We start from the raw sequence: 24,872 nt of genomic DNA, 5'->3' as shown, positions 1-24,872 counted from the left end.
GCATACCGGCAAAGAAAAACCCCGCCTGAGCGGGGTTTTTGATTCATGCCTTGTCCAGTTCCGATCGAACCATTTCGCTATGCTCTCCCAGATTGGGTGAGCGGTGGTCGATTTTAAGTTCCGCATCGGAGAAGCGGATAGGCGTGCGCAATCCCGGCACGCCTTGCGGGTCGATCTTCATCCCGCGTGCGATGAATTGCGGATCGGCAAAGACATCTGCCACCGAATTGATTGGCCCTGCCGGAACACCAATCTTTTCCAGTCTCGCCAGCAGGTCGTCGCGGGTCCACTGGCGCGTGCGCTCTTCCAGAAGCTCTGTTAGCGCCGTTCGGTTCGCGACGCGGGCAGCATTGGTTGCAAAGCGTTCATCGCTCGCAAGCTCTGCAAGGTCCAGCAGGCCGACCAGACGGCCGAACTGGCCGTCATTGCCGCAGGCGATGATGAAATAGCCGTCAGAAACGGGCAACGTCTGGTATGGCGCGATATTGGGATGCGCATTGCCCATGCGCTTCGGGGATACGCCGGACGCCAGATAGTTCATGGCCTGATTGGCGAGGACTGCCGACATGCAGTCGAACAGCGCCATATCGATGTGCTGCCCCTTGCCCGTGCGCTGGCGCATGATAAGCGCCGACTGGATGGCAATCACGCTATAAAGGCCGGTGAAAATGTCTGCAAAGGCCACGCCGATCTTCTGCGGCTCGCGATCCGGCTCGCCAGTCAGATCCATGATGCCGCCCATGCCCTGGATCATGAAATCATAGCCTGCCCGCTCGGCATAGGGACCGTCATGTCCGAACCCGGTAATGGAGCAGTAGATCAGGCGCGGATTGACCGCCTTGAGGCTCTCATAATCAAGGCCGTATTTATCGAGGCCGCCGAGCTTGAAATTCTCGATGACAACATCTGCATCGGCCACGAGGCGACGCACCAGCTCCTGCCCCTCTTCCGTGCGGAAATCCGCTGTAATCGAGCGCTTACCGCGATTACAGGCATGGAAATAGGCAGCCGACTTCTCACCTTCCACTTCAATGAACGGAGGGCCCCATTTGCGTGTATCGTCGCCTTCCGGGCTTTCGACCTTGATAACGTCCGCGCCAAGATCGGAGAGCGTCTGACCGACCCATGGACCGGCCAGAATGCGGGCCAGCTCAACCACTTTGAGACCGTCAAGCGGTGTGTTCTGCATTTCGGATACCTTACAAAAGCGGAAAAGCCCGCCCGCAGAAAGCGAGCGGGCCTTGGGAGGACATTGCGGGCGGTTACGATCAGAAGAAAGCCTGAATACCGGTCTGCGCGCGTCCAAGGATCAGCGCGTGAACGTCATGGGTGCCTTCATAGGTATTCACCGTTTCAAGGTTCTGCGCGTGACGCATGACATGGTATTCGATCTGGATACCGTTGCCGCCATGCATGTCGCGCGCCTGACGGGCAATATCGAGCGCCTTGCCGCAATTGTTGCGCTTGACGATGGAGATCATTTCCGGAGCCATCTTGCCTTCGTCGAACAGGCGACCGACGCGCAGCGATGCCTGAAGGCCGAGCGTAATTTCGGTCTGCATGTCGGCAAGCTTCTTCTGGTAAAGCTGCGTGCCAGCCAGCGGCTTGTCGAACTGCTTGCGGTCGAGGCCGTATTGACGCGCACGGAACCAGCAGTCTTCGGCTGCGCCCAGCACACCCCAGGAGATGCCGTAGCGGGCACGGTTAAGGCAGCCGAACGGACCCTTGAGGCCCGATACGTTTGGCAGCAGGGCGTCTTCCGACACTTCCACGCCATCCATGACGATTTCGCCGGTGATCGATGCGCGCAGCGACAGCTTGCCGCCGATCTTCGGAGCGGAAAGACCCTTCATACCCTTTTCGAGTACGAAACCGCGGATGGCATTGTCATGGGCTGCGGACTTGGCCCACACCACGAACACGTCGGCGATTGGCGAATTCGAGATCCACATCTTGGAGCCGGTCAGGCGATAGCCGCCGTCAATCTTCTCGGCGCGGGTCTTCATGCCTGCAGGGTCGGAACCGGCATCCGGCTCGGTCAGTCCGAAGCAGCCGATCAGTTCGCCCGAGACGAGGCCCGGCAGGTACTTCTTGCGCTGTTCGTCGGAGCCATAGGCATAGATCGGGTACATGACGAGCGAGGACTGCACGCTCATCATCGAACGATAACCGGAATCAACGCGCTCGACTTCGCGGGCTACGAGGCCATAGGCGACATAACCGGCATTGGCCGCGCCATATTCTTCCGGCAGCGTAACGCCAAGCAGACCGGACTGGCCCATGAGGCGGAACAGTTCCGGATCGGTGGTTTCGTCGAGATAGGCCTTTTCCACACGCGGCAGCAGAACGTCGCTCGCAAACGCCTTTGCAGAGTCGCGGATCATGCGCTCGTCTTCAGTCAGCTGTTCATCGAGCAGAAAGGGATCTTCCCAGTTAAAGACCGTACGCGACATTATGAATTCTCCTCAGTTCAGAATTGAACGGACTATGAACCGCAGGGCGTCAGGCTGCAAACGATGTTTACTCATCGATCTATTCCATTTAGTAATAGATCATGACGACACTCTCACGACGGCTCCTTCCCTCGACCAGTGCTCTTGCGGCATTTGACGCTGTTGCGCGGCTTGCAAGCTTTTCAGCCGCTGCCGAAGAACTGGCGCTGACGCAAGGTGCTGTCAGCCGTCAGATTTCAGCACTTGAAGAACAGCTTGGAACAGCGCTTTTCGACCGCACCAGCCGCCATGTCGTGCTGTCGGATGCGGGGCGCGCTTATTTCAATGCCGTTGCGCCTGCCCTTTCAGCCATTCGTGCTGCTTCGCTTCAGGTGATGTCGCAGATGCGCGGCAAGACATTAAACCTCGCTTTTCTGCCGACATTCGGTACACGCTGGCTCATTCCGCGCATTCCGCGTTTTGTGGCGCAATATCCGGATATTATTCTGAATTTCGCGACCCGTATCGGTCAATTCGATTTCGACCGCGAAGGTCTCGACGCGGCAATTCACATTGGCCAGCCGGACTGGCCCAATGCGGATTGCGTGTTTCTGATGGATGAGACGGTTGCGCCAGTTTGTAGCCCGGCTTTTCTGAGGGAGAACCCGGTGTCAGCGCCCACCGATCTTCTACGGCTGCCACTGTTCAATATGGCATCACGACCTGGCGCGTGGGATCACTGGTTTCGCAGCCTCGACATAACCGTGCCAGCGCCGGGCGGCATGCGGTTTGAACAATTTTCCAACGTGTCACAGGCTTGCATAGCGGGGCTGGGTGTCGCCCTCATGCCGCTTTTTCTGACCCGCTCGGAAATCGATAGCGGACAACTCGTGGTGGCCTATCCGCACACGGTCAAAAGCCCGAGCAGCTATTATTTCGTCACACCGAAGGCGCGCACCAACACGCCTGCGGTGAATGCGTTTCGCGATTGGCTTCTGGGTGAAGTCAATCGCGAATTCGACCCTCATGCAATCGAGTTGCTGACAATCTCGTAGGAGCGCAAGCGCTTCTTGTGATCATGAATCATGCCGGTGATCATCAGTTCATCAGCGCCGGTGCTTTCAGCAAAGGCCTGAATGCCCTTTGCCACAGTTTCTGGCCCGCCGACGACGCGGCATGACAGCATCTGGCGGACAAGCGCTTGCGCTGCCGGATCAAGCTGTTCCATGTAGCCTTCTACCGGTGCCGGAAGCTTGCCCGGACGGCCGCTGCGCAGGTTCACGAAAGCCTGCAATTGCGAGGTGAAGAGGTAATGCGCCTCTTCGTCTGTATCAGCGGCAATGACGTTGAGGCCGAGCATGACATAAGGCTTCTGCATATATTCCGAAGGCTCAAACCGCTCGCGGTAAAGTGCGATGGCGCGTTCCATTTCCGCTGGCGCAAAATGCGATGCGAAGGCGTAAGGCAGGCCCAGCATGGCAGCCAGTTGCGCGCCGAACAGGCTTGAGCCGAGAATCCAGACCGGAACCTCAAGTCCCTCACCCGGAACGGCGCGAACACGTTGGGCGGGCTCTGCCGGTTTGAAATAGTTGAGCAGTTCGACCACGTCCTGCGGGAATGCGCTGGCATCGCCATCAAGATTGCGCCGCAGCGCATGAGCCGTAATCTGGTCGGTTCCGGGCGCACGGCCAAGGCCGAGGTCAATACGACCCGGAAAGAGCGAGGCCAGCGTGCCAAACTGTTCAGCAATCACCAGAGGCGAATGGTTCGGCAGCATGATGCCGCCCGCGCCAACGCGGATTGTCGAAGTGCCATTGGCGACATAGCCGATCACGACCGACGTGGCCGCGCTGGCAATGCCGGGCATATTGTGATGTTCAGCCAGCCAATAGCGATGAAAGCCAAGTTTCTCCGCATGCTGTGCAAGCTCAAGCGTGTTGCGCAGAGACTGACCGGCATCGCTGTTATCGGGAACGGGCGAAAGATCGAGTACGGATAAAGGTATCATACTGGCTCATATGGGATTGAGTACTGCGGTTACAACGGCCGCAAAGAAATAGGGCACCCTAGAAATAGGGCGCCCTATACTTAATTCAAAGCAACTAAGAGTGATCAGACAATATTAGTGCGGCTGTGCCGGGGCTGAATCATGTCCCTCTTCCGGCTTAACCACATATTCGCCTTCCACGTCCTTCTTTGCGATGAAGGTGTAGAACATCGGCACCACGAACAGCGTGAACATCGTGCCGATCACGATACCGGTGAAGATCACCAGACCCATTGAATAACGGGCGGCAGCACCGGCACCGGTTGCGATGATCAGCGGAACAACGCCAAGCGCCATGGCCGCAGTGGTCATCAGGATCGGACGCAGCCGGGTTTCAGCGGCAGCGATGATCGCATCACGACGCGAAAGTCCGTGCAGACGGCGCTGCTGATTGGCGAATTCCACCATCAGAATGCCGTGCTTGGTAATCAACCCGACAAGGGTGATGAGGCCAACCTGCGTGTAGATGTTCAGCGTGCCAAGACCGATATTGAGCGGCACGATAGCGCCGAAGATCGAAAGCGGCACCGACATCATGATGATGAATGGATCGCGGAAGCTTTCGAACTGCGCAGCCAGAACCAGATAGATCACGACAACGGCGAGGCCGAATGCGATCAGAATGGTGTTGCCCTGCTCCACTTCCAGACGCGACTGGCCGGAATAATCAAGGAAGAAGCCTTCCGGCATCTTGGCCTTGGTCAGATCGACAAGCGTTTGCAGGCCTTGGCCCGTTGTCACGCCCGGCAGAGGCAGCGCGGAGATCGTTGCCGAATTGAGCTGGTTGAACTGCTCGATTGCGGCAGGCGATGCGTTCTGTGTGATCGTGATGACCGACGACAGTGGGATCATCGAACCCGAAACGCTGCGAACATAGAACTCACCGAGCTTCTCGGGATTCGAGCGATAGGCATCCGGCACCTGAGTGATGATGTCATAGCTGTTCGAATCGCGGTCAAACTTGGCAACCGATGCGCCGCCGGTCAGGAGACCAAGCGTTGCACCGATATCGCTCACCTGCACGCCAAGCGTTGCCGCACGGTCACGGTCGATGGTGATCGTCGTTTCCGGTGCATTAAAGGACAGCGAGTTCTGCACGATAATGAACTGTCCCGAAGCCTGCGCTTCGTTCTTGATCTCTTCGGCCAGTGCGAAAACTGTGTCCGCCGGACCGGTTGACTGCAGTGCAATCGAGATCGGCAGACCGCCGCCGGTGCCCGGAAGCGAAGGCGGAGCGAAGACGAAAGCCTGTACGCCAGCCACCTTGTTCAGACGATTTGTCAGGTCTTCCTGAATCTGCTTCTGCGAACGAGTACGGTCGTTCCAGTCGCTCAGCACCCAAAGTGCGATACCCGAGGTGGTGCCGCCATCCATGCCAACGATCTGGAAACGGGTCTTCTGCTCAGGCAGATCCTTCGTCAGCTCATCAATCTGTTCGGCGTAGAGGTTCGTATAGGCCGAAGTCGCATATTGCGGAGCCTGGAACATCGAGAACAGCGCGCCTGAATCTTCTTCAGGAGCCAGTTCGCTCGACGTGTTCATGAATAGGAATCCCGTCAGGCCCATCAGCGCTATGACGATCATCAGCGTGATGCCGCGATAGTTCAGCGAGTTCGTGACGCGGCGATGATACCACTTTTCCACGCGCGAGAAGGTGCGGTCGATAAACTTCTGGAACCGCGTTGCCTCGCCATGCTTGAGCATGCGCGAGCACATCATCGGCGAGATGGTCAAAGCCGCCACACCGGAAATGATAACGGCACCCGCCAGCGTGAAGGCGAATTCGCGGAACAGCGCGCCGGTCAGACCACCGGTGAAACCGAGCGGAGCAAACACGGCAGCCAGCGTGATCGTCATGGCGATGATCGAGCCGGTGATTTCCTTCATACCCTTGAAGGCGGCATCCATTGGACGCAATCCCTCTTCGATATGGCGGTGAATATTCTCCAGAACGACGATGGCGTCATCGACCACGAGGCCGATGGCAAGAACCATGGCGAGCAGTGAGAGAAGATTGATCGAGAAACCGAGCGCGAACAGGAAGAAGCACACGCCGATCAGCGAGATCGGAATGGTCACAATCGGGATCAGAACCGAACGGAACGAACCGAGGAAGACGATGATGACCAGAATAACGATAGCCACAGCTTCGCCAATGGTCGTGAAGACTTCCTTGATCGACGAGCTGATCTGCTCGGTCGCGTCATAGACGAGAACCAGCGACATGCCTTCCGGCAGCGAGTTCTGGATCGACGGCAGTTCCTTATTGACGGCAGCCGCCATGTCGATCGGGTTCGCCGCCGGCGTCGGATAAACGCCGAGGAAGGTACCTGCGGAGCCGTTGAACGACACGATGGTGTCGGTGCTCTTGGCCGCCAGTTCCACCTTTGCCACATCACGCAGACGCACAACTTCGTCACCCGAAGTCTTGATCGGCATTGCGCCAAAGGCTTCCGGTGTTTGCAACGTCGATTTCAGCGTGATCGAAGACGCAACATACTCGTTCTTCGTCGTGCCCGGAGCCGACAGGAAGTTGGATGCGTTGATCGCGGCCAGCACTTCCGGTGCCGTTATCTGACGCGCTGCCAACTGGATCGGATCGAGCCAGACACGCATCGAATAGACCTGACCACCAAGGATTTCAGCCTTGGCGACACCCTGAATGGTGGACATGCGCGGCTGGATGACGCGTTCCAGATATTCGGTGATCTGCTCGCTCGTCATGTTCGGGTTCTGCGCAGCCAGATACATGGTTGCGAAGCTCTGGCCCGTTCCCTTGACGATAATCGGATCATCGGATTCATCCGGCAGATCGCCGCGAACCTGATTGACCTTGGCGATCACTTCCGTCAGCGCGGCATCCGGATTTGCGCCGAGCTTCATCTGCACTGTCACCGTGCTCGACGACGGGCGGCTGGACGACGTCACATAATCGATATTTTCGGTCGTTGCGACCGATTCAGCGATTGGCGCGGTGATGAAGCCCTGAATGAGTTCAGCGCTTGCACCGGCATAGTTGGTGGTGATGGTGATGACCGTTTCGTCAACCTTCGGATATTCGCGCACGGAAAGCTGCGCAATACCCTGAAGGCCGAGAAGAATGATCATGAGGGCGACCACCGTTGCAAGAACGGGTCGCCGGATGAAAATGTCTGAAAAACTCATCGGTTCGCCTATTTCTTGTCAGCCGGATTGGCCGGGTTAACCGCATTGTCGATGTTCACCGGAACGCCGGGCGAAAGCCTGTTCTGTCCTGCGGTGATGACGATATCGCCTGCCTTGAGGCCGCTGGTGATTTCCACCACGCCGTTATAGCGACGACCAAGCTTGACGAAGACCTGCTGTGCAACCAGCTTTTCACCGTCTGCGGGCTTTGCGTCGGCGGCAGGCGTCTTGGCTTCTTCGGCTGGCTTTGCTGCTTCCGCATTTGCCTTGCCGTCTTCAGCCTTCTTTTCCGGGCGAACGGCATAGACATAGTCGCCGTAAAGGCTCGACACGATGGACGTCTGCGCAATGGCAAATACATTGCTTTCTTCGGGCAGTTCAACGCGAACCTGCACGAACTGACCCGGCGTCAGCTTGTGATCCGGGTTCTTGACTTCGGCGCGCACCGAAACAAGGCGCGTGGTCGGGTCGATCTTCGGATCGATACCCACGATCGTGCCGGTGAAATCGAGCTTCTCAGCTGTGGAACCGACCTTGACGGTCTGGCCGAGCTTGATCGAGGTCAGCGACTGTTCCGGCACCGTGAAGTCGATGCGCATCATGTTGGTGTCCTGCAAGGTGGCAATCACCGTACCGGGCGTCAGATACTGACCAATATCGACCTTGGCGATACCGATAACGCCGGAGAACGGCGCTTTCACCGTCTTCTGCGCCAGCGTCGCGCGCATTTTTTCAACGGCAGCTTCCGCGGCATTGGCGACCGATGCCGTCGTATCGACGTTGGAAACAGCACCCACGCCGCGTGTGCGCAGCGTATCGGCGCGCTTCAGGTTCTGCTGGGCAAGAACAGCCTGCGCTTCGGCGGCAACAAGGTCAGCCTTCTGGATGCTGTCTTCCAGCTGAAGCAGCACGTCGCCTTCCTTCACTTCCTGATTGGAGGTGAAGTTGATCTTCTGCACGATGCCGTCGAGCTGAACCGTCAGGTCCACGCCGTTGAGGGCGTGGGCCGTGCCGATAGCCTCAACACCCGGCTGCCATGTGCCTGGCTCGACCGTGGTGGTTGAAACCGTCTGGGCTGGCTGCTGCATAGTGGCGAAAAAGTCCTTGATGGCCTTCGATCTGAACAGATTGAAGCCGACAAGCCCCCCGACGACGATCACCAGGAACACGATTGCCAGAATTAGGCGCTTTATCATTGCGGTTGTACTCCGGGGTGGCGCCCTGAACGCTCTTAAAAAAGCGTCGAAGGGGGACGTTGAGCGCACCCTTTCGCAATCACACAAAGGTCGCGCGTATTTTACTTGAATTAGCGGAGCGAATAACTGTACCGTCTGGACGGTATTGTCAACTCAGGAACTGTCAGGAGACCCGTCGAAGTTGTTAGCTAAAAAGAAGGTCTCTTCGCGCGAGCGTATTTTACGCGCGGCCGTGGAACTTGCCCGGGAAGTGGGGCCAGCTCACATTTCACTCGACGCCGTTGCAGCCCGTGCCGGGCTGTCGAAAGGCGGATTGCTTTATTCTTTTCCGACCAAGGCAAAGCTGCTCGAAGGCGTTGTCGAAGAATATATGAAAGAACACGAACGGGCGATGGAGGTTCAGGAAACGCTCCAGTCCGGCGATAAAAACCGCGTTGCGCGGGCTTTTCTTGATGTTTATCGCGTTCAGGCCGATGATGAACCGCCCGCATGCGGCGTCCTTGCCGCACTTGCCGAAGATCCAGGTTTCATGGTCCCCGTTCGCCAGTATCACCGGACGTTTCTTGACCGCATGATCAAGGACACAACCGATCCCGATACGGCTCTGATCGTCTATCTGGCCGTCGCTGGCCTTGAGTGTTCTAAATTGATGGAATGCGAAATTTTAAGCGATGAAGAACAGCGTGCGGTTCTGTGTCGTCTGGAAAACATGCTGACAGAAAACTGACAGTATTTAAGAAAAAAGGGCGCTCAGCGCCCCTTTATTTTAGCAACTTGCGAATCACAGAGCCGGAATGTCTCCCCGCTCCCACCCCGCGGTGGTTTCAGCGGCAAAGTCGTTGAAGCGACCGTCAGCAATCGCTGCGCGGATGCCCTTCATCAGATACTGATAATAGGCCAGATTGTTCCAGGTCAGCAGCATTGCGCCCAGTGCCTCGCCGGATTTCACCAGATGGTGCAGATAGGCGCGGCTGTAGTCGCGTGATGCCGGGCAATCGGATTCCGGATCCAGCGGACGGTGATCATCGGCATGGCGGGCGTTGCGCAGATTGACCTTGCCGAAACGCGTGAAGGCCAGACCATGACGCCCTGCGCGGGTTGGCATCACGCAATCGAACATGTCGATGCCGCGCGCAACTGATTTCAGAATGTCGTCCGGCGTGCCGACACCCATCAGATAACGAGGCTTTTCAGCTGGCAGGATCGGGCAGACCACTTCCAGCATATTCAGCATGACGTCCTGCGGTTCACCGACAGCAAGACCACCGACCGAATAGCCCTTGAGGTCCATCGCCTTCAGCGCTTCTGCTGAACGTTCGCGCAAGCGGGCATTATCACCGCCCTGCACGATACCGAACATGGCTTTGCCGGGCTGGTCGCCAAAGGCCACCTTGCAGCGTTCAGCCCAGCGGAGCGACAGCTCCATTGCACGCTCGGTGTTCTTTTCCGGCGAAGGCAGCGCCACGCATTCATCGAGCTGCATCTGGATATCACTATCCAGCAAGCCCTGAATTTCAATGGAACGCTCTGGCGTCATCTCATAGGCTTTGCCGTCGATATGTGAGCGGAAGGTTACGCCCTTCTCATCCAGCTTGCGCAACTGCGCCAAAGACATGACCTGAAAGCCGCCGGAATCTGTAAGGATTGGGCCTTTCCAGCCACCAAATTCGTGTAATCCGCCGAGGCGGGCAACGCGCTCCGCACCGGGGCGCAGCATGAGATGATAGGTATTGCCGAGGATGATATCCGCGCCAAGCTCCTTCACCTGATCCATATACATGGCCTTGACGGTTCCGGCTGTGCCGACAGGCATGAAGGCAGGCGTGCGCACCACGCCACGCGGCATGGAAATTTCACCCTGACGGGCCGCGCCATCGCGGGCGAGGACTTTGAATTCAAAATTTTCGCTGGTCATGGCCGTTGTCTAGTATGTCAAGCGCGTTCAAGCAAGCTGCCGTCGCCATACGAATAGAAGCGATAGCCGGTTTCAATCGCCCGTTCATAGGCGGCGCGCATCGTATCGAGGCCGCTGAATGCGGAAACCAGCATGAACAATGTCGAACGTGGCAGGTGGAAATTGGTCATCAGCATGTCGACGGCGCGGAATTTATAACCGGGCGTGATGAAGATGTCGGTCGGACCGGACCATGGACGGATGATGCCATCCTCGCCCGCTGCACTTTCAATGAGCCGCAGCGACGTCGTGCCGACACAGACAACGCGGCCGCCGCGCGCATGCACGGCATTCAGCGCGTCCGCAGTCTTTTGCGAAACGTAGCCGATCTCGGAATGCATCTTGTGATCGTTCGTGTCATCGGCCTTGACGGGCAGGAAAGTCCCCGCCCCGACATGCAATGTCACGAAATGCTCTTCGATACCCTTGGCCTTGATCTTTTCCAGAAGGTCAGGCGTGAAATGAAGCCCGGCGGTCGGGGCTGCGACAGCGCCTTCCTCACGGGCATAAACGGTTTGATAGTCGCTGCGGTCGCGGTCATCCTCCGCACGCTTCGATGCAATATAGGGCGGAAGCGGAATATGTCCGACGGCAGCGATGGCCTCGTCCAGCATTGCGCTGGACAGGTCGAACACCAGAAGCGCCTCGCCTGCGTCACCTTTCTCGGCAACAGTTGCGTCGAGCGTGCCAAGGAAGCAGCTTGAACCGGAATGACCAAAGCGGATGCGGTCGCCTTCCTTGACGCGCTTGGCCGGACGCAGAAATGCCGCCCAACGGTCAGGCCCCATGCGCATATGCAAGGTTGCACTAACCTGCGAGATATTGCCGTCGCGTTCGCGCATGCCTTCAAGTTGTGCCGGTATCACCTTGGTATCATTGAAAACAAGTGCATCGCCCGGCTGGAGAAGATCGGGCAGATCATAGACGTGGTGATCCTCGAAAGGCTGGCCCGGAACAACACGCAAAAGCTTTGCATGGTCGCGGGGTTCTGCGGGGCGCAAAGCGATACGCTCTTCCGGCAGATCGAAATCAAAAAGATCAACACGCATGATGGGCCTCTAAAGCATTTCCAGCAAAAGTGCGAAGCGATTTTGCGTAGGATAATGCGTAAAAACAAATAGATAGAGCGGTTCCACGATTCCGTTTTAATCGGAACCGCTCTAGAACATTTCCAGCAAAAGTGCGAAGCGTCTACGCGGGGAAATCAGTTCACTGGACTGATTTCTGATCCCGCTTCGATGCGTTGGACAATGCGGTAAACGAATGACGGCCCCGGTTTGAACCGGAGCCGCAATTTTCATTGGAAATAATCGATCAGATGTCGGCTGCGATACGTGCAGTTACGATCTTGTCCGGATCGGTAACCGGCTCGCCGCGCTTGATCGTGTCGACATTGTCCATGCCTTCGATGACCTGACCCCAGACGGTGTATTGGCGGTCGAGCCAAGGAGCATCGGTGAAGCAGATGAAGAACTGCGAGTTGGCCGAATTCGGGTTCTGGCTGCGTGCCATCGAAGCCGTGCCGCGCTTGTGCTGGGTGTTGGAGAACTCAGCCTTCAGGTCCGGCTTGTCCGAACCGCCCATGCCAGCGCGCGAGCCGTTGAAATGCGCGCCGCCCGACTTGCCGAACTTCACGTCGCCAGTCTGCGCCATGAAACCGTCGATCACGCGGTGGAACACAACGCCGTCATACGCGCCTTCGCGTGCCAGTTCCTTGATGCGCTCAACGTGGCCCGGTGCCAGATCCGGATAGAGTTCGAGCACAACATTGCCCTTGGTGGTTTCCAGAACGAGCGTGTTTTCGGGGTCTTTGTAAGCCATTTGGCCTCTCCTGTTTCAATGCGTTCAATAAGACGCGTTGTATTGGATAGTTATTTCTGAATGGTCGCCTTGACGATCTTGTCCGGGTTTTCCACGGATCCGTTATCGGATTCGCTGCCCTTCTTTATCTTGTCCACGGCTTCCATACCGCTGACAACCTTGCCGACCACAGTGTACTGGCCGTTCAGGAATGCGCCGTCATCGAACATGATGAAGAACTGCGAGTTAGCGGAATTCGGGCTCTGGCTGCGTGCCATGCCAACCGTGCCGCGCACGAAAGGCTCTTTCGAGAACTCAGCCTTGATGTCCGGATATTTGGAGCCGCCGGTGCCAACGCTCTGAGCGTTGAAGCCCTTGTCCATATTGCCATACTGGACGTCGCCAGTCTGGGCCATGAAGCCCGGAATGACACGATGGAAGGCAACGCCGTCATAGGCGCCATCGCTGACCAGCTTTTCGATCTGGGCCACATGTTTCGGCGCGAGGTCAGGACGCAGCTGGATCGCAACATCACCGTCCTTGAGCTTCAGAACGAGCGTGTCCGCCGCATTGGCGACGGAGGCCATCACGCCTTGAGACAATGCAAGGATCGCGGCAGCGGCAAGCGCCGAACGAATAAATTTCATGATCGAAAAACTCCCAAACCTCAGGATTTGAATTTTGCTTCAAGGGCAGCGGCAACAACAGCCGGTACGAAAGGCTTGATATCGCCGCCCATCGACGCAATCTGGCGAACCAATGTGGCGGTAATCGTGCGCACGGCAGGATCGGCTGGCAGGAAAACAGTCTGCAATTCGGGCGCCATAGTGCCGTTCATCCCCGCCATCTGCATTTCGTAATCAAGATCGGTGCCATCGCGCAGGCCGCGCACCATCAACTGCGCCTTATGTTTGCGCGCTGAGTCGATCACCAAGCCATCGAAGGAAATAACGGAAATGCGCGCGGCATCACGGCCAAGAACAGCTTTCGCACTCTGGCCGATCAGCTCCACGCGCTCTTCGAAACTGAATAGCGGTTTCTTGCCGGGATGAACGCCAATAGCGACAATAACCTCATCGGCAAGGCGCAGAGCGCCTTTCAGGACATCCATATGGCCGTTTGTTACCGGGTCGAAGGAGCCCGCATAGATCGCGATTGTCATTTCTTCCAGCTAGCCTTTTCTGACAGGATTTTCAACAAGAACCACAGCGATAAGAAAATAGAAACCAAGAAACCAATTGAACGTGATGTGAACGCGGATTTCACAGCAAGTTCACAACCGATTTACCAGAATAGGCGCAAGTTTGGTGCAACCTTTTCGTTTCTGAAGCGTATGTATGCTGAAAGGATATGACGATGATGATCTTTCTTCTGGCATTATCCATGATGGTCGCAATGGCCGCATCGGCAATCATACTGCTCCTTGAGGAGAACGAAGCCAAACGCCAGCGCGTGCGTCAGGTGGCCTTCGACCTCAACAGCATCCGCAATATGCGTTCGCGATAATCTGCGTCTTCACGGCTTTTAGTCTCGCCTTATCGGCTTGAGATGAAGCGCCCGAAGAACACATCGCCTTCACGCTAATCTTCTAAATATCTCACACTGAATAACTTAAATATCAGCGTCTTATCGACGCGATCTGGTTAGAAGACCGCCAATTCCTCCAGTCTTGGCATCTGAAAAAGGCCGATGGTAAAACCATCGGCCTTTTTCGTTGTGCTTGCTCTAACCGGGCGAATGCGCCCGGCCAGGTTGCCTTATTCTTCGGTCGCCGTTGGGGCTCCGCCCTCGGGAGCAGATTCGCCACCCTCGACGTCGCCATTGCCACCTTCTTCGTCACTTTCCGTTTCGGAAATGCGCTCGACCGAAACGACCTTTTCGCCGTCAGCCGTATTGAAGATCGTGACGCCCTTCGTTGAACGGCCTGCTAGACGAATACCGTCGACCGGCACACGAATGAGCTGACCGCCATCGGAGACGAGCAGGATCTGGTCGCTTGCTTCAACCGGGAACAGCGAGACCAGCTTGCCGATTTCGTCGGTCTTCGACGTATCGGTTGCACGGATACCCTTGCCACCACGGCCTGAAACACGGAACTCGTAAGACGACGAACGCTTGCCGTAGCCATATTCGCTAACCGTCAGCACGGTCTGTTCGCGTGCCTTCAGTTCCTGGTACCGCTCTTCGGAAAGCTCCGCGTCCGTACCGACTTCTTCACCGACAACGACGATATCATCGGCATCGTCCGCACCTTGAGCACGGCGTTCGGCAATCGAACGCTTGAGATAGGCGGAACGCTGCGAAGCATCGGCATCGACATGGTGCAGGATCGCCATGGAGATGACCTTGTCGCCATCCGCCAGATTGATGCCGCGCACGCCGATGGAGTTGCGGCCTGCGAAGACGCGCACATCTGTCACCGGGAAGCGGATACACTGGCCGCCAGCACAGGTCAGAAGCACATCGTCGAATTCCGTACAGGTATCGACGGAGAGGATTTCATCGCCCTCGTCCTCGAGCTTCATTGCGATCTTGCCGTTGCGGTTGACCTGAACGAAGTCCGACAGCTTGTTACGGCGAACCGTACCACGCGTCGTCGAGAACATGACGTCCAGATTTGCCCAGGAATCTTCATCCTCCGGCAGCGGCATGATGGTCGTAATACGCTCACCCTGCTGCAATGGCAGCATGTTGATGAGCGCCTTGCCCCGTGACTGTGGATTACCGACAGGTAGACGCCAGACCTTCTCCTTGTAGACAATGCCACGCGAGGAGAAGAAAAGCACCGGCGTATGGGTATTGGCGACAAACAGGCGCGTGACGAAATCTTCGTCCTTCGTCGCCATGCCGGAACGGCCCTTGCCGCCACGTCGCTGCGCGCGATAGGTCGCCAGTGGCACACGCTTGATGTAACCAGCATGGCTGACAGTGACGACCATGTCTTCGCGGGCGATGAGGTCTTCATCGTCCATTTCCGCGCCACCAAGACCGAATTCGGTCCGGCGTGGCGTGGCGAACTCGTCACGAACGGCAATCATTTCGTCTGTGACAATCGTCATCACGCGCACGCGCGAGCTGAGAATGTCGAGATAATCGCGAATTTCCTCGCCGATCTTGTTCAGTTCGTCAGCCACTTCATCGCGACCAAGCGCGGTCAGGCGCTGCAGACGCAGATCGAGAATGGCACGAGCCTGTTCTTCGGAGAGGTTGTAGGTGTTGTCGTCATTAATGCGGTGACGTGGATCGTCGATCAGACGGATCAGTGGTGCAACATCGGCGGCAGGCCAGCGACGTTCCATCAACTGCTCACGCGCCGTTGTGGGATCTGGCGCGCGACGGATCAGTGCGATCACTTCATCGATATTGGCAACGGCAATTGCCAGACCAACCAACACATGCGCGCGGTCACGCGCCTTGTTGAGCAGGAACTTGGTGCGACGTGTGACGACTTCCTCACGGAAGGCCACGAAAGCGCGCAGCATGTCGAGCAGCGTCAGCTGTTCGGGCTTGCCACCGTTCAACGCCACCATGTTGCAACCGAAAGAGGTCTGCAGCGGTGTGTAACGATAGAGCTGGTTCAGCACGACGTCGGCTACGGCGTCACGCTTCAGCTCGACCACAACGCGATAGCCTTCGCGGTCGGATTCGTCGCGCAGATCGGAAATGCCCTCAATGCGTTTGTCGCGCACCAGCTCGGCCATTTTCTCGATCATCGAAGCCTTGTTCACCTGATACGGAATCTCGGTGATGATAATGGCTTCGCGGTCGCCGCGCATCGGTTCGATGACAGCGCGCCCGCGCATGATCACCGAGCCGCGACCCGTCGTATAGGCCGAATTGATGCCTGCGCGTCCGAGAATGATGCCACCGGTCGGAAAATCCGGACCGGGGATAATTTCCATGATTTCTTCCAGCTCAATGGCCGGATTTTTAATCAACGCTATGCAGCCATCGATGACTTCGCCAAGGTTGTGCGGCGGAATATTGGTCGCCATACCGACCGCGATACCACCAGACCCATTGACGAGCAGATTCGGGAAGCGAGCAGGCATAACCACCGGCTCACGTTCGCGACCGTCATAATTGTCCTGGAAATTGACCGTGTCCTTGTCGATGTCCGACAGGAGCGCTTCGGTGAGCTTTTCCAGACGGCATTCGGTATAACGCATCGCCGCCGGTGGATCGCCGTCGATGGAGCCGAAATTGCCCTGCCCGTCGACGAGCGGATCGCGCATGGAAAAATCCTGCGCCATACGCACGAGGGCGTCGTAAATCGAGGAGTCGCCATGCGGGTGATACTTACCCATGACCTCACCGATCACACCCGCCGATTTACGGTAGGGGCGATTATAGGCGAGATTCATCTCGTTCATGGCATGAAGGATACGACGATGCACAGGCTTCAGGCCGTCACGCACATCAGGCAGAGCACGGCTCACGATAACGCTCATTGCGTAATCGAGATATGAGCGCTGCATTTCCTCAATAATGGAAATCGGCTCAATACCGCTCGGGCCGCCATTCATATCGTCGGAACCGGGTGGAGGGGTTTGATCTGACACTATTCAGATATCTTTCTCAACAGAATCGATAAAGTCTCTTTATAAAGGAAAGCAGCGCAAAACGCCAATTTCGAGACCGTTTCGGCGGGCTAAATCACTTTTGCAAATCAATGGCTTATAAGATATTCACATAAACATGGCGCAAGCTTGTTGCCCGATCCGGCGCTTTGCATCGACCAACGCGCCTTGATCGTCTAGAATTCAATCATGACAGACCAATGAGAGGGCGACAGTAGCATGGGGTTCTACGATACCGTTTTCAGCGCTTTCGTTACCCTTCTCGTCACAATCGACCCACCCGGTCTGGCGCCGCTGTTTCTGGCGCTTACGCCGGGCATGGATCGAAGTCATCGTGGACAGGTCGCGCTTCGGGCTTCCATCATCGGGTTCATCGTCATGGCGCTGTTTGCCGTGGCGGGTGTGCAAATCCTCGGTATGTTCGGCATTTCCATTGGCGCGTTCCGCGTTGCCGGTGGTTTGCTTCTGTTCTGGATCGCATTTGAAATGATCTTCGAAAAGCGGACGGAGCGTAAGGAAAAGAGCGCTGAAGTCGCCATCACCAGAGACCATATCCGCAACATTGCGGCCTTCCCGCTCGCAATACCGCTTATTGCGGGGCCTGGCGCGATTTCGGCTATCGTGCTGACGTCGAACTCATTCCACGGCATCGGCCCGCGTGCGGCCCTCGTTGGTGTGATCTTCATCTGCCTGCTCATTACCTATGTCGTGCTTTTGCTCGCAGAACGCGTCGACCGGTTCCTTGGCGAAACCGGTCGATCCATTCTTACCCGCTTGCTGGGTGTCATTCTGGCCGCACTGGCCGTGCAGTTCGTCGCCGACGGCATCAAGACGCTTATTAGTGGTTAGGCCGACTTCTGCGCCTTCTTGCCGATCATGGCGTGGCGTAGCTTGGACGAGAACCAGTCAATAACCGCGACAGCAATCAGGATCATGATGATCAGGAACGAAACGTCCTGAAGGTTCAGAACCTTGATCTGTTCCGCCAGATGCGCGCCGATGCCACCTGCCCCGACGATACCGATGATGGTTGCCGAGCGCGTGTTCGACTCGAAGAAGTAGAGCACCTGACTGCCAATCAGTGGCAGAACCTGTGGCAGCACGCCGAAACGATAGCCGTGCAGGCGGTTACCGCCGGACGAGAGCACGCCTTCGACCGGCTTCTTGTCGGCTCCTTCAATGGCTTCCGAAAACAACTTGCCGAAAGCGCCAAAGTCGGAACAGGCGATAGCCAGAATACCGGCGAAAGGTCCAAGCCCCACCACCGACACCCAGATCAATGCCCAGATCAGCGTATCGACGCCACGAATAGTATCGAGAAAGCGGCGGATGCCGAAATGCAGGAACACGTTGGGGATGATGTTCTTTGCCGCCAGAAAGCCGAACGGAAAGGCAAGGATTGCTGCCAGCAACGTGCCCAGATAGGCAATGGCGAGCGTTTCCAGCATTGACCAGAGGTAAAGGCTGAAACGGCCATTGGACGCTGGGGGCAGCATCATCAGCGCGAAGTCGCCCAACCGGCCAAGCCCGTTCACGATCCGCAGAAACGAGAAATCGAGCCAGTAGAAGGCAAACCACACTGAAGCGACCAGCAAGAGGCTGAATATCGTCAGATTGCGCCAGACACGTCCGTTGCCGAAGAGCGAGGCATATTCCGCGCGCAATTCCTTTTCATGCGCATGGGCTTCGCGGGAGAGGCTTTGTGCAATATCAGTCATAGTATCCTCCCCTTCAGCCGATGCGGCCCAGAAGCGCGTGACGGACACGCTGGGTGATGAGATCGATCGCGACGATCGTCACAATGATCAGCAGCAGAATGGCGCTGACGTCGCTGTAGTAGAATTGCCGGATAGAGGTGAGCAGTTCCTGACCGATACCGCCTGCCCCGACAAAGCCCATGACCGATGCGCCGCGCACATTGATTTCAAAACGCAGCAGCCCATAGGAGGCAAAATTGGCCGCGACCTGCGGCAGCACGGCAAAACGGATGACCTGAAGGCCAGAGCCGCCCGACGCCCGAATGCCTTCAACCGGTCGCATATCGATATTCTCGACTACCTCCGAGAACAGCTTGCCGAGCGCACCGGTTGTATGAAGCATCAGAGCCAGCACACCGGCCATTGGTCCGAGACCGAATGCAATCACGAACAGCAAGGCAAACACGATTTCAGGTACGGTGCGTAACAGTTCCAGTCCGCGCCGGACGATGAAGCGCACTGTCGAATTGGGCGCCATATTTGAGGAAGCCGCGAATGAAGCGGCAAAAGCAATCGTCGCGCCGATCAGCGTCGCAAGATAGGCAATCAGCAGAGTCTCAAAGAGCATTCTGAGCCAGCCGCCGATGTTCCAGTACCACGCAGCCATATCGCCCCAGAAATTGGCGATGGTCAGGTCCGGCAGAATGCGGCCGAGATAACTCGTAAAACGAAAGAGATTTTCAACCAGTGTGCCCAGCCGAACATCGGCAACAACAGAGGCAGCTATGGCGATAACAACCAGAGTGAGGAGGAAACCGATGCCGTAAAGGCGTCGTTTCCCGACTTCCCTGCGATACTCGGCGAGCAGGCTCTTGGAGCCGCTGCCGTCGAGAGAGGATATCGTCATGCGAGATTCCCTAACAAAAATGCCCGAAGCGTTTGTGGCTTCGGGCATTTCGATTGTTCTACGGATTAGGACTTGCGTGCCTTGTCGTTGAACTTCAGCATCTCGATGATCGGTTCATAATCCTTGGCTCCGGTCGCCACAAATTCCAGATCCTTGCCGTCGGAAAGGGCGTCAAAGCCAGCCTTGTCCTTCTTCGGCATTTCAAGGAAAGCCTGCTTGATGTCAGCCTTCAGCTGGTCAGGCAGCGTGCTGAGCACGGCAAATGGGCCTTCCGGTAGGAAGTCCGACTTGAAGACGATGCGGAAATCATCCTTGGTCAGCGCCTTGCCGTCTGCATCCTTGAGAACGCCGCGGCTGATCATGCGGGTCAGATTGGAATCGTCTTCCGAGTTCCAGGAATTGGCGGCAGCGTCAGCGGTGCCCTGAGCGAGCGCCAGAACGGCGTTTTCGTGGCTGCCGGCAAAGAAGTTCTTACCGAAGAACGTGTCGACGCTATAGCCATCGCGGTTCAGGAAGTAGCGCGGCGCATTGTTGCCCGAGGTGGAGTTCGGGTCGACGAGCGCAATGCTCTTGCCCTTCAGGTCGTCCATTTTCTGGTACGGGCTGTTGGCGCGAACATAAACGACCGAATAATAGCCGTTGACGCCGGTGTCGTGACGCTGGTTGACGAGCGGCGTGGTTTCAACGCCGGTCATGACAGCGCGGGCATAGGAAGCCGGGCCGTAGAAAGCGATCTGGATATTGCCAGCGCGCTGGCCTTCGATAACGGCGGCGTAGTCGTTTGCAACGCGCAGCGTAACCTTGGTGCCGAGTTCCTTGCCGAGATAGGCGGTCAGGGCAGCATAGCGATCGCTGGTGGTCGAAGCATTTTCGGACGGAATGACACCCAGAACGAGTTCTGGATATTCCTTACTCCAGTCAGCAGCCTGAGCATGAAAGGTCATGGTAGCGGTGAGCGCAACAGCCGCCAGAAAAGTTCTACGGTTAAGCATAAGTCTCTCCTGTTAATCCTGAGTTTGGAGCGAGTTTTTTTCCGGAGCTTTTGGTGCTCAGGCGGAAATCTGGCGCAGTGCGGCTTCTGCCGACTGCGGAACCGGTGCAGGCATTGCATCGACCGTGTCGTCGCTATCGACAACGTCGGCGGCTTCCATGCCGTAAAGATCGCGCGATGCCATATCCGTGAGCATCGATGGCGTGCCACGGAACACAACCTTGCCAGCAGACATGCCGACGAGGCGGTCGCAATAGTTGCGCGCGATATCAAGTGAATGCAGATTGCAGAGAACCGTGATGCCGTATTCGCGGTTGATGCGGCGCAGGGCATCCATGACGCTGCGCGTATTGCGCGGATCAAGCGATGCAATCGGTTCATCGGCGAGGATAATACGTGGTTGCTGAACCAGTGCGCGGGCAATTGCAACGCGCTGCTGCTGGCCACCGGACAGCTCATCGGCGCGGTGAGCGGCCAGATGGGCGATATCGAACTGCTGCAGGGCAGACAGCGCAATCAGGCGTTCTTCATCGCTCCAGATGCGTAAGAGCGACTTTGGCGTCGAAACATAATTGAGACGCCCCATCAACACATTGGTCAGAACGTCGAGACGGTCAACCAGATTGAAATGCTGAAAAATCATCGCGCATTGCGCGCGCCAGTCGCGAAGCCCGGAGCCTTTCAGCCCGGTTACGTCGCGCCCATCCCAATGAATGGTACCCTCGGACGGCTCAACGAGGCGGTTGATCATACGCAGAAGCGTTGACTTGCCCGCGCCCGAGCGCCCGATAATACCCACAAACGTGCCGGGCTCGATCTCGAGGTCAACCCCCGAAACCGCCACCTTGTCATTATAGCGGCGCGTTACGTTTTTTAGTTGAAGCATGAATTCATCTCCATTCATGCTTACTCTGAATTGCTCCCATGACACTGCAATGAAAGCATCGTGACGTTTTTGTAAATTTAGACGCCACTCGAAGTCTATGGTTTAAGTATTGTTCTCTCTTGGATTTTTATCAGGTGGCGAATGAACGCATTAGTGGATTCAAGGACATCGCCGGAATTGTCTATTATGACAACATCGCCCGCCCCGTCATCGAAGCTCACTTCACGTGAAAGTCGCAAGGCGATTTCGTCTCTGCTCTCGCGTCCACGGCTTGCCAGCCGCTCGGCCAGCACCTCGGGACGAGCGCTGATAACGACCACCGAACGCGAAGGATAGAGCTTGCGCATGTCGTCCAGAACGCGGCGTGAGAGATTGGCAATCACCACGGTTCCGCCATCAATGAGCGTATCGAGCGACTTTGGCAGACCATAATCGAGGCCATGAGCACGCCAATGCAGCGCAAAGGCGCCCTCGCCCGCAGCCTTCGCAAAAGCCGCCTCATCCATGCTGTCGTGATCTTCGGTTCCGGGCATTTGCGGGCGCGTGACGATGCGGCGCACAAAGTGAAAACGCGCATCGCCTGCAAGGGCCATGCGCGCGCCATCCATGATCGTATCCTTGCCGGCCCCGCTGGGGCCGACAACGGCAACGAAACAGCCTTTCGGCTGGATATTCTCCATACGCATCAGAGCACCCGCTCGCCTTCACGCCAGACAGTGCGTACCACCGGAATTGCACTTCTGGTGCGTGCTCGTACCAGATCGGCGCGCTTGCCGACAGCAATTTCGCCGCGATCATCCATACGCATTGCATCGGCCGGGTTTTTGCTAACGAGACGAATAGCTTCAGGCAGCCCAATCGGACGTTCGCCAGAAGCAAGCCCGAAAGCCGACTGGATCAGGCTGAACGGGATATAATCCGACGATAGAATATCGAGGCTGCCATTATCCACCAGATCGCGGGCGGCGATATTGCCGGAATGCGAGCCGCCGCGAACAATATTCGGCGCGCCCATCAAGATCGACAGACCTGCGCCCTTGGAAGCTGAAGCCGCTTCCAGCGTGGTGGGAAACTCGGCAATCCGGACGCCATGGTCGAGCGATTCATCGACATGGGCGCTGGTGGCGTCGTCATGGCTTGCCAGCACGATGCCACGCGCACCAGACAGATCGGCAATCGCCCGGCGATGCTTGGCCGAATAGGCGTCTGAGTCTGCCATGCGCTTTTCGCAATGCAAACGAAACTCTTCATCGTTGAGTTTCAGTTTGCGCATGTAATAGGTGCGGTAGGTTTCGACTTCCGCGAACTGGCGCTGCCCCGGTGCGTGATCCATCAGTGATGCGAGCTTCACCCGATCATCGTTTTCGAACAGCGCAAAGCCTTCCAGACAATCGGCTGCGGAAACTTCGCAACGCAGATGCAGGAAATGGTCGGCGCGCAGACGGTTCTCGCGCACGCCGCTTTCAATCGCATCCGCCAGCAGACGCATATCCTTGCCGACGAAGTCGCGATCATAATCGGAACCGACCCGCATCGCATCGAAGACAGTGGTGATGCCCGATGCGGCAACCTGCGCATCGTGGGCCTGAACGGCGGCATCCACGTTCCAGCGCACCTTGGGGCGCGGCGCATAATGCGATTCCAGCTGGTCGGTATGGAGTTCGATCAGGCCGGGAATGACATAATCGCCATCCATATCCTCGCCGCCATTCACATTGCCCTGATCTATGGCGGCGATCTTGCCGTCGCGGATCAGGATGGAACCGGAAACGACCTCATCGGCAAGCACGATGCGCGCATTTTTGAGAACGATTTCATTCGCCATGAGAAAGCTCTTTCATGACCGCCTCAGTATTGGCGGCAGTTTCATATTTCGAGAGAAAAGTTTCGATATCGAGCGCGCGGAAGTCATCAAGCGCGCCGCGTAGACGTTCATGGCTCCAGTCCCACCAGGCCAGTCGATCGAGACGATTGCCCGTTGCAGCGTCAAAACGCTCGCGGATGAGACGCGCTGGTATACCGCCGACAATCGTGTAAGGCGCAACATCCTTGCTGACGACAGCGCCAGCGCCGATCACAGCACCATTGCCCACGGTAACGCCCGGCAGAATGGTCGAGCCGTGACCGAGCCAGGTGTCATGGCCGATCTTCACAGCATTGCCACGACGCCAATCGAAGAACTCGGTCTCATTCTCCGCATCCGGCCAATAATCGCCTGCGCGATAGGTGAAGTGATGCAGGGTTGGACGCCAGGTCGGATGATTGGTGGCGTTGATGCGCACATGGCTGGCAATGTTGGAGAATTTGCCGATCTTCGCGCACCAGATTTCGCAATCGATGCCGAGATAGGAGTAATCATCCAGCACGGTTTCGGAAAGTCGGCTGCGCGCGCCGACTTCCGTGTAGCGGCCAAGCTTGCTGCCGCTGACATCTGCCGTTTCGTGAACCAGTGGTTCAACCGAGAGCTTGGTCATGCCGCTGCCCTCGGCGAAAAGGCGGTGACGTCGATGATGCGGTCGGCCACTTCCTCACGCACATCCTCGTCGTGGAAAATGCCGAGCATGGCAACGCCTTCGGCCTTCTTGGCCTTGATCAGATCGACCACAACCGCACGGTTCTTCGCATCGAGCGAAGCCGTTGGTTCGTCCAGCAGCAACACCGGATGATCGGTGATGAAACCGCGAGCGATGTTGACGCGCTGTTGCTCACCACCGGAAAAGGTTGCAGGCGGCAGTGCCCAGAGCCGTTCCGGCAGGTTGAGCTTGGCCAGCAGTTCCCGGGCGCGGTCCAGCGCCATGTCGTGGTCTGCACCGCGAGCAATCAACGGTTCTGCGACGACATCAATCGCCGCTACACGCGGCAGCGTGCGCAGAAACTGGCTGACATAGCCAATCGTGTCACGGCGCACTGCAAGCACTTCGCGGGGATCAGCCTTGGCCAGATCGACGGCACGATCCGCATGGCGGATCAGGATGGAACCGCCATTCACAGCATAATTGCCGTAGACCATTTTCAGAATCGAGCTTTTGCCTGCACCTGATGGACCGCCCAGCACGGCGCATTCACCGGCGTTGAGTTCAAAATTCACGCCATGCACGACCGGCAGTTCGATACCGCCCTGCAAATGCATGGTGAAGGTCTTGGTTACGCCGGATACGACCAGTGGCGGCATGGATTGCGAAGCGGATGTTTGCAACATAGACATTTTTCACCTCAC

23 protein-coding genes are annotated in these 24,872 nt (G+C 57.0%); 4 read left to right on the top strand and 19 right to left on the bottom strand.

The genetic code is table 11. From position 1 onward, the window contains the following. Positions 1-43: 43 nt before the first annotated feature. The gene (locus tag ACTJKP_RS20420) at positions 44-1,189 is read right to left on the bottom strand and encodes a CaiB/BaiF CoA transferase family protein (protein ID WP_440631955.1); all 1,146 of its coding nucleotides are present in this window, start codon (positions 1,187-1,189) and stop codon (positions 44-46) included. 79 nt (positions 1,190-1,268) lie between these two features. Next, positions 1,269-2,453: an acyl-CoA dehydrogenase gene (locus ACTJKP_RS20415; protein ID WP_182520445.1), complete on the bottom strand. Its 1,185-nt coding sequence runs from the start codon at positions 2,451-2,453 to the stop codon at positions 1,269-1,271. 101 nt (positions 2,454-2,554) lie between these two features. Between ACTJKP_RS20415 and ACTJKP_RS20410 the strand changes: the two genes are divergently transcribed. Beyond that, complete coding sequence (locus ACTJKP_RS20410; RefSeq protein ID WP_440631954.1) at positions 2,555-3,487, top strand: LysR family transcriptional regulator; 933 nt, start codon at positions 2,555-2,557, stop codon at positions 3,485-3,487. Here the strand turns inward: ACTJKP_RS20410 and ACTJKP_RS20405 are convergent. The 3 genes from ACTJKP_RS20405 to ACTJKP_RS20395 form a co-directional block, all read right to left on the bottom strand. Beyond that, positions 3,457-4,440 (bottom strand): LLM class flavin-dependent oxidoreductase, encoded by a 984-nt coding sequence (locus tag ACTJKP_RS20405; RefSeq protein WP_078338622.1) that lies wholly within the window; start codon positions 4,438-4,440, stop codon positions 3,457-3,459. The genes ACTJKP_RS20410 and ACTJKP_RS20405 overlap by 31 nt on opposite strands. 114 nt (positions 4,441-4,554) lie before the next feature. Further along, complete coding sequence (locus ACTJKP_RS20400; protein ID WP_138785126.1) at positions 4,555-7,644, bottom strand: efflux RND transporter permease subunit; 3,090 nt, start codon at positions 7,642-7,644, stop codon at positions 4,555-4,557. Positions 7,645-7,652: 8 nt separating this feature from the next. Further along, positions 7,653-8,840, bottom strand: a complete 1,188-nt coding sequence (locus tag ACTJKP_RS20395; RefSeq protein WP_440631953.1) for an efflux RND transporter periplasmic adaptor subunit — start codon at positions 8,838-8,840, stop codon at positions 7,653-7,655. A 181-nt stretch (positions 8,841-9,021) separates the two neighbouring features. Here ACTJKP_RS20395 and ACTJKP_RS20390 point away from each other — a divergent pair, with 181 nt between their 5' ends. Continuing rightward, on the top strand, positions 9,022-9,567 hold the full coding sequence (locus ACTJKP_RS20390; RefSeq protein ID WP_078338619.1) for a TetR/AcrR family transcriptional regulator: 546 nt from the start codon (positions 9,022-9,024) through the stop codon (positions 9,565-9,567). A 54-nt stretch (positions 9,568-9,621) separates the two neighbouring features. On the opposite strand, the gene tgt is transcribed toward ACTJKP_RS20390, so the two are convergent. The 5 genes from tgt to coaD form a co-directional block, all read right to left on the bottom strand. Continuing rightward, positions 9,622-10,755 carry a tRNA guanosine(34) transglycosylase Tgt gene (gene tgt / locus ACTJKP_RS20385; RefSeq protein WP_440631952.1) on the bottom strand — a complete coding sequence of 378 codons (1,134 nt, stop codon included), beginning with the start codon at positions 10,753-10,755 and terminating at the stop codon, positions 9,622-9,624. Positions 10,756-10,772: 17 nt separating this feature from the next. Continuing rightward, positions 10,773-11,843 (bottom strand): tRNA preQ1(34) S-adenosylmethionine ribosyltransferase-isomerase QueA, encoded by a 1,071-nt coding sequence (gene queA, locus ACTJKP_RS20380; protein WP_440631951.1) that lies wholly within the window; start codon positions 11,841-11,843, stop codon positions 10,773-10,775. Between the two features lie 265 nt (positions 11,844-12,108). Then, complete coding sequence (locus ACTJKP_RS20375) at positions 12,109-12,615, bottom strand: peptidylprolyl isomerase (protein WP_078338616.1); 507 nt, start codon at positions 12,613-12,615, stop codon at positions 12,109-12,111. Between the two features lie 50 nt (positions 12,616-12,665). Further along, positions 12,666-13,241 (bottom strand): peptidylprolyl isomerase, encoded by a 576-nt coding sequence (locus tag ACTJKP_RS20370; protein WP_440631950.1) that lies wholly within the window; start codon positions 13,239-13,241, stop codon positions 12,666-12,668. 20 nt (positions 13,242-13,261) lie between these two features. Then, on the bottom strand, positions 13,262-13,756 hold the full coding sequence (coaD, locus tag ACTJKP_RS20365; RefSeq protein ID WP_078338614.1) for a pantetheine-phosphate adenylyltransferase: 495 nt from the start codon (positions 13,754-13,756) through the stop codon (positions 13,262-13,264). A gap of 194 nt (positions 13,757-13,950) precedes the next feature. On the opposite strand from coaD, the gene ACTJKP_RS20360 reads away from it, so the two are divergent. After that, complete coding sequence (locus ACTJKP_RS20360; RefSeq protein ID WP_171058747.1) at positions 13,951-14,100, top strand: hypothetical protein; 150 nt, start codon at positions 13,951-13,953, stop codon at positions 14,098-14,100. 251 nt (positions 14,101-14,351) lie between these two features. Here the strand turns inward: ACTJKP_RS20360 and gyrA are convergent, their stop codons facing one another. Beyond that, positions 14,352-17,120, bottom strand: a complete 2,769-nt coding sequence (gene gyrA, locus ACTJKP_RS20355; RefSeq protein WP_440631978.1) for a DNA gyrase subunit A — start codon at positions 17,118-17,120, stop codon at positions 14,352-14,354. A 273-nt stretch (positions 17,121-17,393) separates the two neighbouring features. Between gyrA and ACTJKP_RS20350 the strand changes: the two genes are divergently transcribed. After that, on the top strand, positions 17,394-18,023 hold the full coding sequence (locus ACTJKP_RS20350; RefSeq protein ID WP_440631949.1) for a MarC family protein: 630 nt from the start codon (positions 17,394-17,396) through the stop codon (positions 18,021-18,023). On the opposite strand, the gene phnE (ACTJKP_RS20345) is transcribed toward ACTJKP_RS20350, so the two are convergent. From phnE (ACTJKP_RS20345) to phnL, 8 genes are all read right to left on the bottom strand, one after another. Continuing rightward, positions 18,020-18,892: a phosphonate ABC transporter, permease protein PhnE gene (phnE, locus tag ACTJKP_RS20345; RefSeq protein WP_440631948.1), complete on the bottom strand. Its 873-nt coding sequence runs from the start codon at positions 18,890-18,892 to the stop codon at positions 18,020-18,022. The two genes, ACTJKP_RS20350 and phnE (ACTJKP_RS20345), sit on opposite strands and share 4 nt — an antisense overlap. A gap of 13 nt (positions 18,893-18,905) precedes the next feature. Continuing rightward, complete coding sequence (phnE, locus tag ACTJKP_RS20340) at positions 18,906-19,778, bottom strand: phosphonate ABC transporter, permease protein PhnE (protein ID WP_440631947.1); 873 nt, start codon at positions 19,776-19,778, stop codon at positions 18,906-18,908. A 65-nt stretch (positions 19,779-19,843) separates the two neighbouring features. Then, the gene (gene phnD / locus ACTJKP_RS20335; RefSeq protein ID WP_440631946.1) at positions 19,844-20,770 is read right to left on the bottom strand and encodes a phosphonate ABC transporter substrate-binding protein; all 927 of its coding nucleotides are present in this window, start codon (positions 20,768-20,770) and stop codon (positions 19,844-19,846) included. A gap of 57 nt (positions 20,771-20,827) precedes the next feature. Continuing rightward, complete coding sequence (phnC, locus tag ACTJKP_RS20330) at positions 20,828-21,655, bottom strand: phosphonate ABC transporter ATP-binding protein (RefSeq protein ID WP_440631945.1); 828 nt, start codon at positions 21,653-21,655, stop codon at positions 20,828-20,830. A 95-nt stretch (positions 21,656-21,750) separates the two neighbouring features. Then, positions 21,751-22,335, bottom strand: coding sequence for a phosphonate metabolism protein/1,5-bisphosphokinase (PRPP-forming) PhnN (phnN, locus tag ACTJKP_RS20325; RefSeq protein ID WP_440631977.1), 585 nt, complete (start codon positions 22,333-22,335; stop codon positions 21,751-21,753). 5 nt (positions 22,336-22,340) lie between these two features. Next, positions 22,341-23,480, bottom strand: a complete 1,140-nt coding sequence (locus ACTJKP_RS20320; protein ID WP_078338608.1) for an alpha-D-ribose 1-methylphosphonate 5-triphosphate diphosphatase — start codon at positions 23,478-23,480, stop codon at positions 22,341-22,343. After that, on the bottom strand, positions 23,470-24,129 hold the full coding sequence (locus ACTJKP_RS20315; RefSeq protein WP_440631944.1) for a DapH/DapD/GlmU-related protein: 660 nt from the start codon (positions 24,127-24,129) through the stop codon (positions 23,470-23,472). Before ACTJKP_RS20315 ends, ACTJKP_RS20320 begins: the two co-directional genes overlap by 11 nt. Beyond that, a complete protein-coding gene (gene phnL, locus ACTJKP_RS20310; RefSeq protein ID WP_440631943.1) occupies positions 24,126-24,860 on the bottom strand; it encodes a phosphonate C-P lyase system protein PhnL in 735 nt (244 codons plus the stop codon). Before phnL ends, ACTJKP_RS20315 begins: the two co-directional genes overlap by 4 nt. Between the last annotated feature and the right edge of the window lie 12 nt (positions 24,861-24,872).

Source organism: Brucella sp. 22210, from assembly GCF_052045675.1.
Lineage (GTDB): Bacteria > Pseudomonadota > Alphaproteobacteria > Rhizobiales > Rhizobiaceae > Brucella.
Note: the sequence above shows the minus strand (reverse complement) of the source record. Positions and strands in the feature narration are given on the sequence as shown.

Excerpts from the sequence above, each read along its gene's own strand:
- ACTJKP_RS20420 (WP_440631955.1), bottom strand. The coding sequence starts at position 1,189 with ATGCAGAACACACCGCTTGACGGTCTCAAAGTGGTTGAGCTGGCCCGC.
- ACTJKP_RS20415 (WP_182520445.1), bottom strand. The coding sequence starts at position 2,453 with ATGTCGCGTACGGTCTTTAACTGGGAAGATCCCTTTCTGCTCGATGAA.
- ACTJKP_RS20410 (WP_440631954.1), top strand. The coding sequence starts at position 2,555 with ATGACGACACTCTCACGACGGCTCCTTCCCTCGACCAGTGCTCTTGCG.
- ACTJKP_RS20405 (WP_078338622.1), bottom strand. The coding sequence starts at position 4,440 with ATGATACCTTTATCCGTACTCGATCTTTCGCCCGTTCCCGATAACAGC.
- ACTJKP_RS20400 (WP_138785126.1), bottom strand. The coding sequence starts at position 7,644 with ATGAGTTTTTCAGACATTTTCATCCGGCGACCCGTTCTTGCAACGGTG.
- ACTJKP_RS20395 (WP_440631953.1), bottom strand. The coding sequence starts at position 8,840 with ATGATAAAGCGCCTAATTCTGGCAATCGTGTTCCTGGTGATCGTCGTC.
- tgt (WP_440631952.1), bottom strand. The coding sequence starts at position 10,755 with ATGACCAGCGAAAATTTTGAATTCAAAGTCCTCGCCCGCGATGGCGCG.
- queA (WP_440631951.1), bottom strand. The coding sequence starts at position 11,843 with ATGCGTGTTGATCTTTTTGATTTCGATCTGCCGGAAGAGCGTATCGCT.
- ACTJKP_RS20375 (WP_078338616.1), bottom strand. The coding sequence starts at position 12,615 with ATGGCTTACAAAGACCCCGAAAACACGCTCGTTCTGGAAACCACCAAG.
- ACTJKP_RS20370 (WP_440631950.1), bottom strand. The coding sequence starts at position 13,241 with ATGAAATTTATTCGTTCGGCGCTTGCCGCTGCCGCGATCCTTGCATTG.
- coaD (WP_078338614.1), bottom strand. The coding sequence starts at position 13,756 with ATGACAATCGCGATCTATGCGGGCTCCTTCGACCCGGTAACAAACGGC.
- ACTJKP_RS20360 (WP_171058747.1), top strand. The coding sequence starts at position 13,951 with ATGATGATCTTTCTTCTGGCATTATCCATGATGGTCGCAATGGCCGCA.
- gyrA (WP_440631978.1), bottom strand. The coding sequence starts at position 17,120 with ATGAATGGCGGCCCGAGCGGTATTGAGCCGATTTCCATTATTGAGGAA.
- ACTJKP_RS20350 (WP_440631949.1), top strand. The coding sequence starts at position 17,394 with ATGGGGTTCTACGATACCGTTTTCAGCGCTTTCGTTACCCTTCTCGTC.
- phnE (WP_440631948.1), bottom strand. The coding sequence starts at position 18,892 with ATGACTGATATTGCACAAAGCCTCTCCCGCGAAGCCCATGCGCATGAA.
- phnE (WP_440631947.1), bottom strand. The coding sequence starts at position 19,778 with ATGACGATATCCTCTCTCGACGGCAGCGGCTCCAAGAGCCTGCTCGCC.
- phnD (WP_440631946.1), bottom strand. The coding sequence starts at position 20,770 with ATGCTTAACCGTAGAACTTTTCTGGCGGCTGTTGCGCTCACCGCTACC.
- phnC (WP_440631945.1), bottom strand. The coding sequence starts at position 21,655 with ATGCTTCAACTAAAAAACGTAACGCGCCGCTATAATGACAAGGTGGCG.
- phnN (WP_440631977.1), bottom strand. The coding sequence starts at position 22,335 with ATGGAGAATATCCAGCCGAAAGGCTGTTTCGTTGCCGTTGTCGGCCCC.
- ACTJKP_RS20320 (WP_078338608.1), bottom strand. The coding sequence starts at position 23,480 with ATGGCGAATGAAATCGTTCTCAAAAATGCGCGCATCGTGCTTGCCGAT.
- ACTJKP_RS20315 (WP_440631944.1), bottom strand. The coding sequence starts at position 24,129 with ATGACCAAGCTCTCGGTTGAACCACTGGTTCACGAAACGGCAGATGTC.
- phnL (WP_440631943.1), bottom strand. The coding sequence starts at position 24,860 with ATGTCTATGTTGCAAACATCCGCTTCGCAATCCATGCCGCCACTGGTC.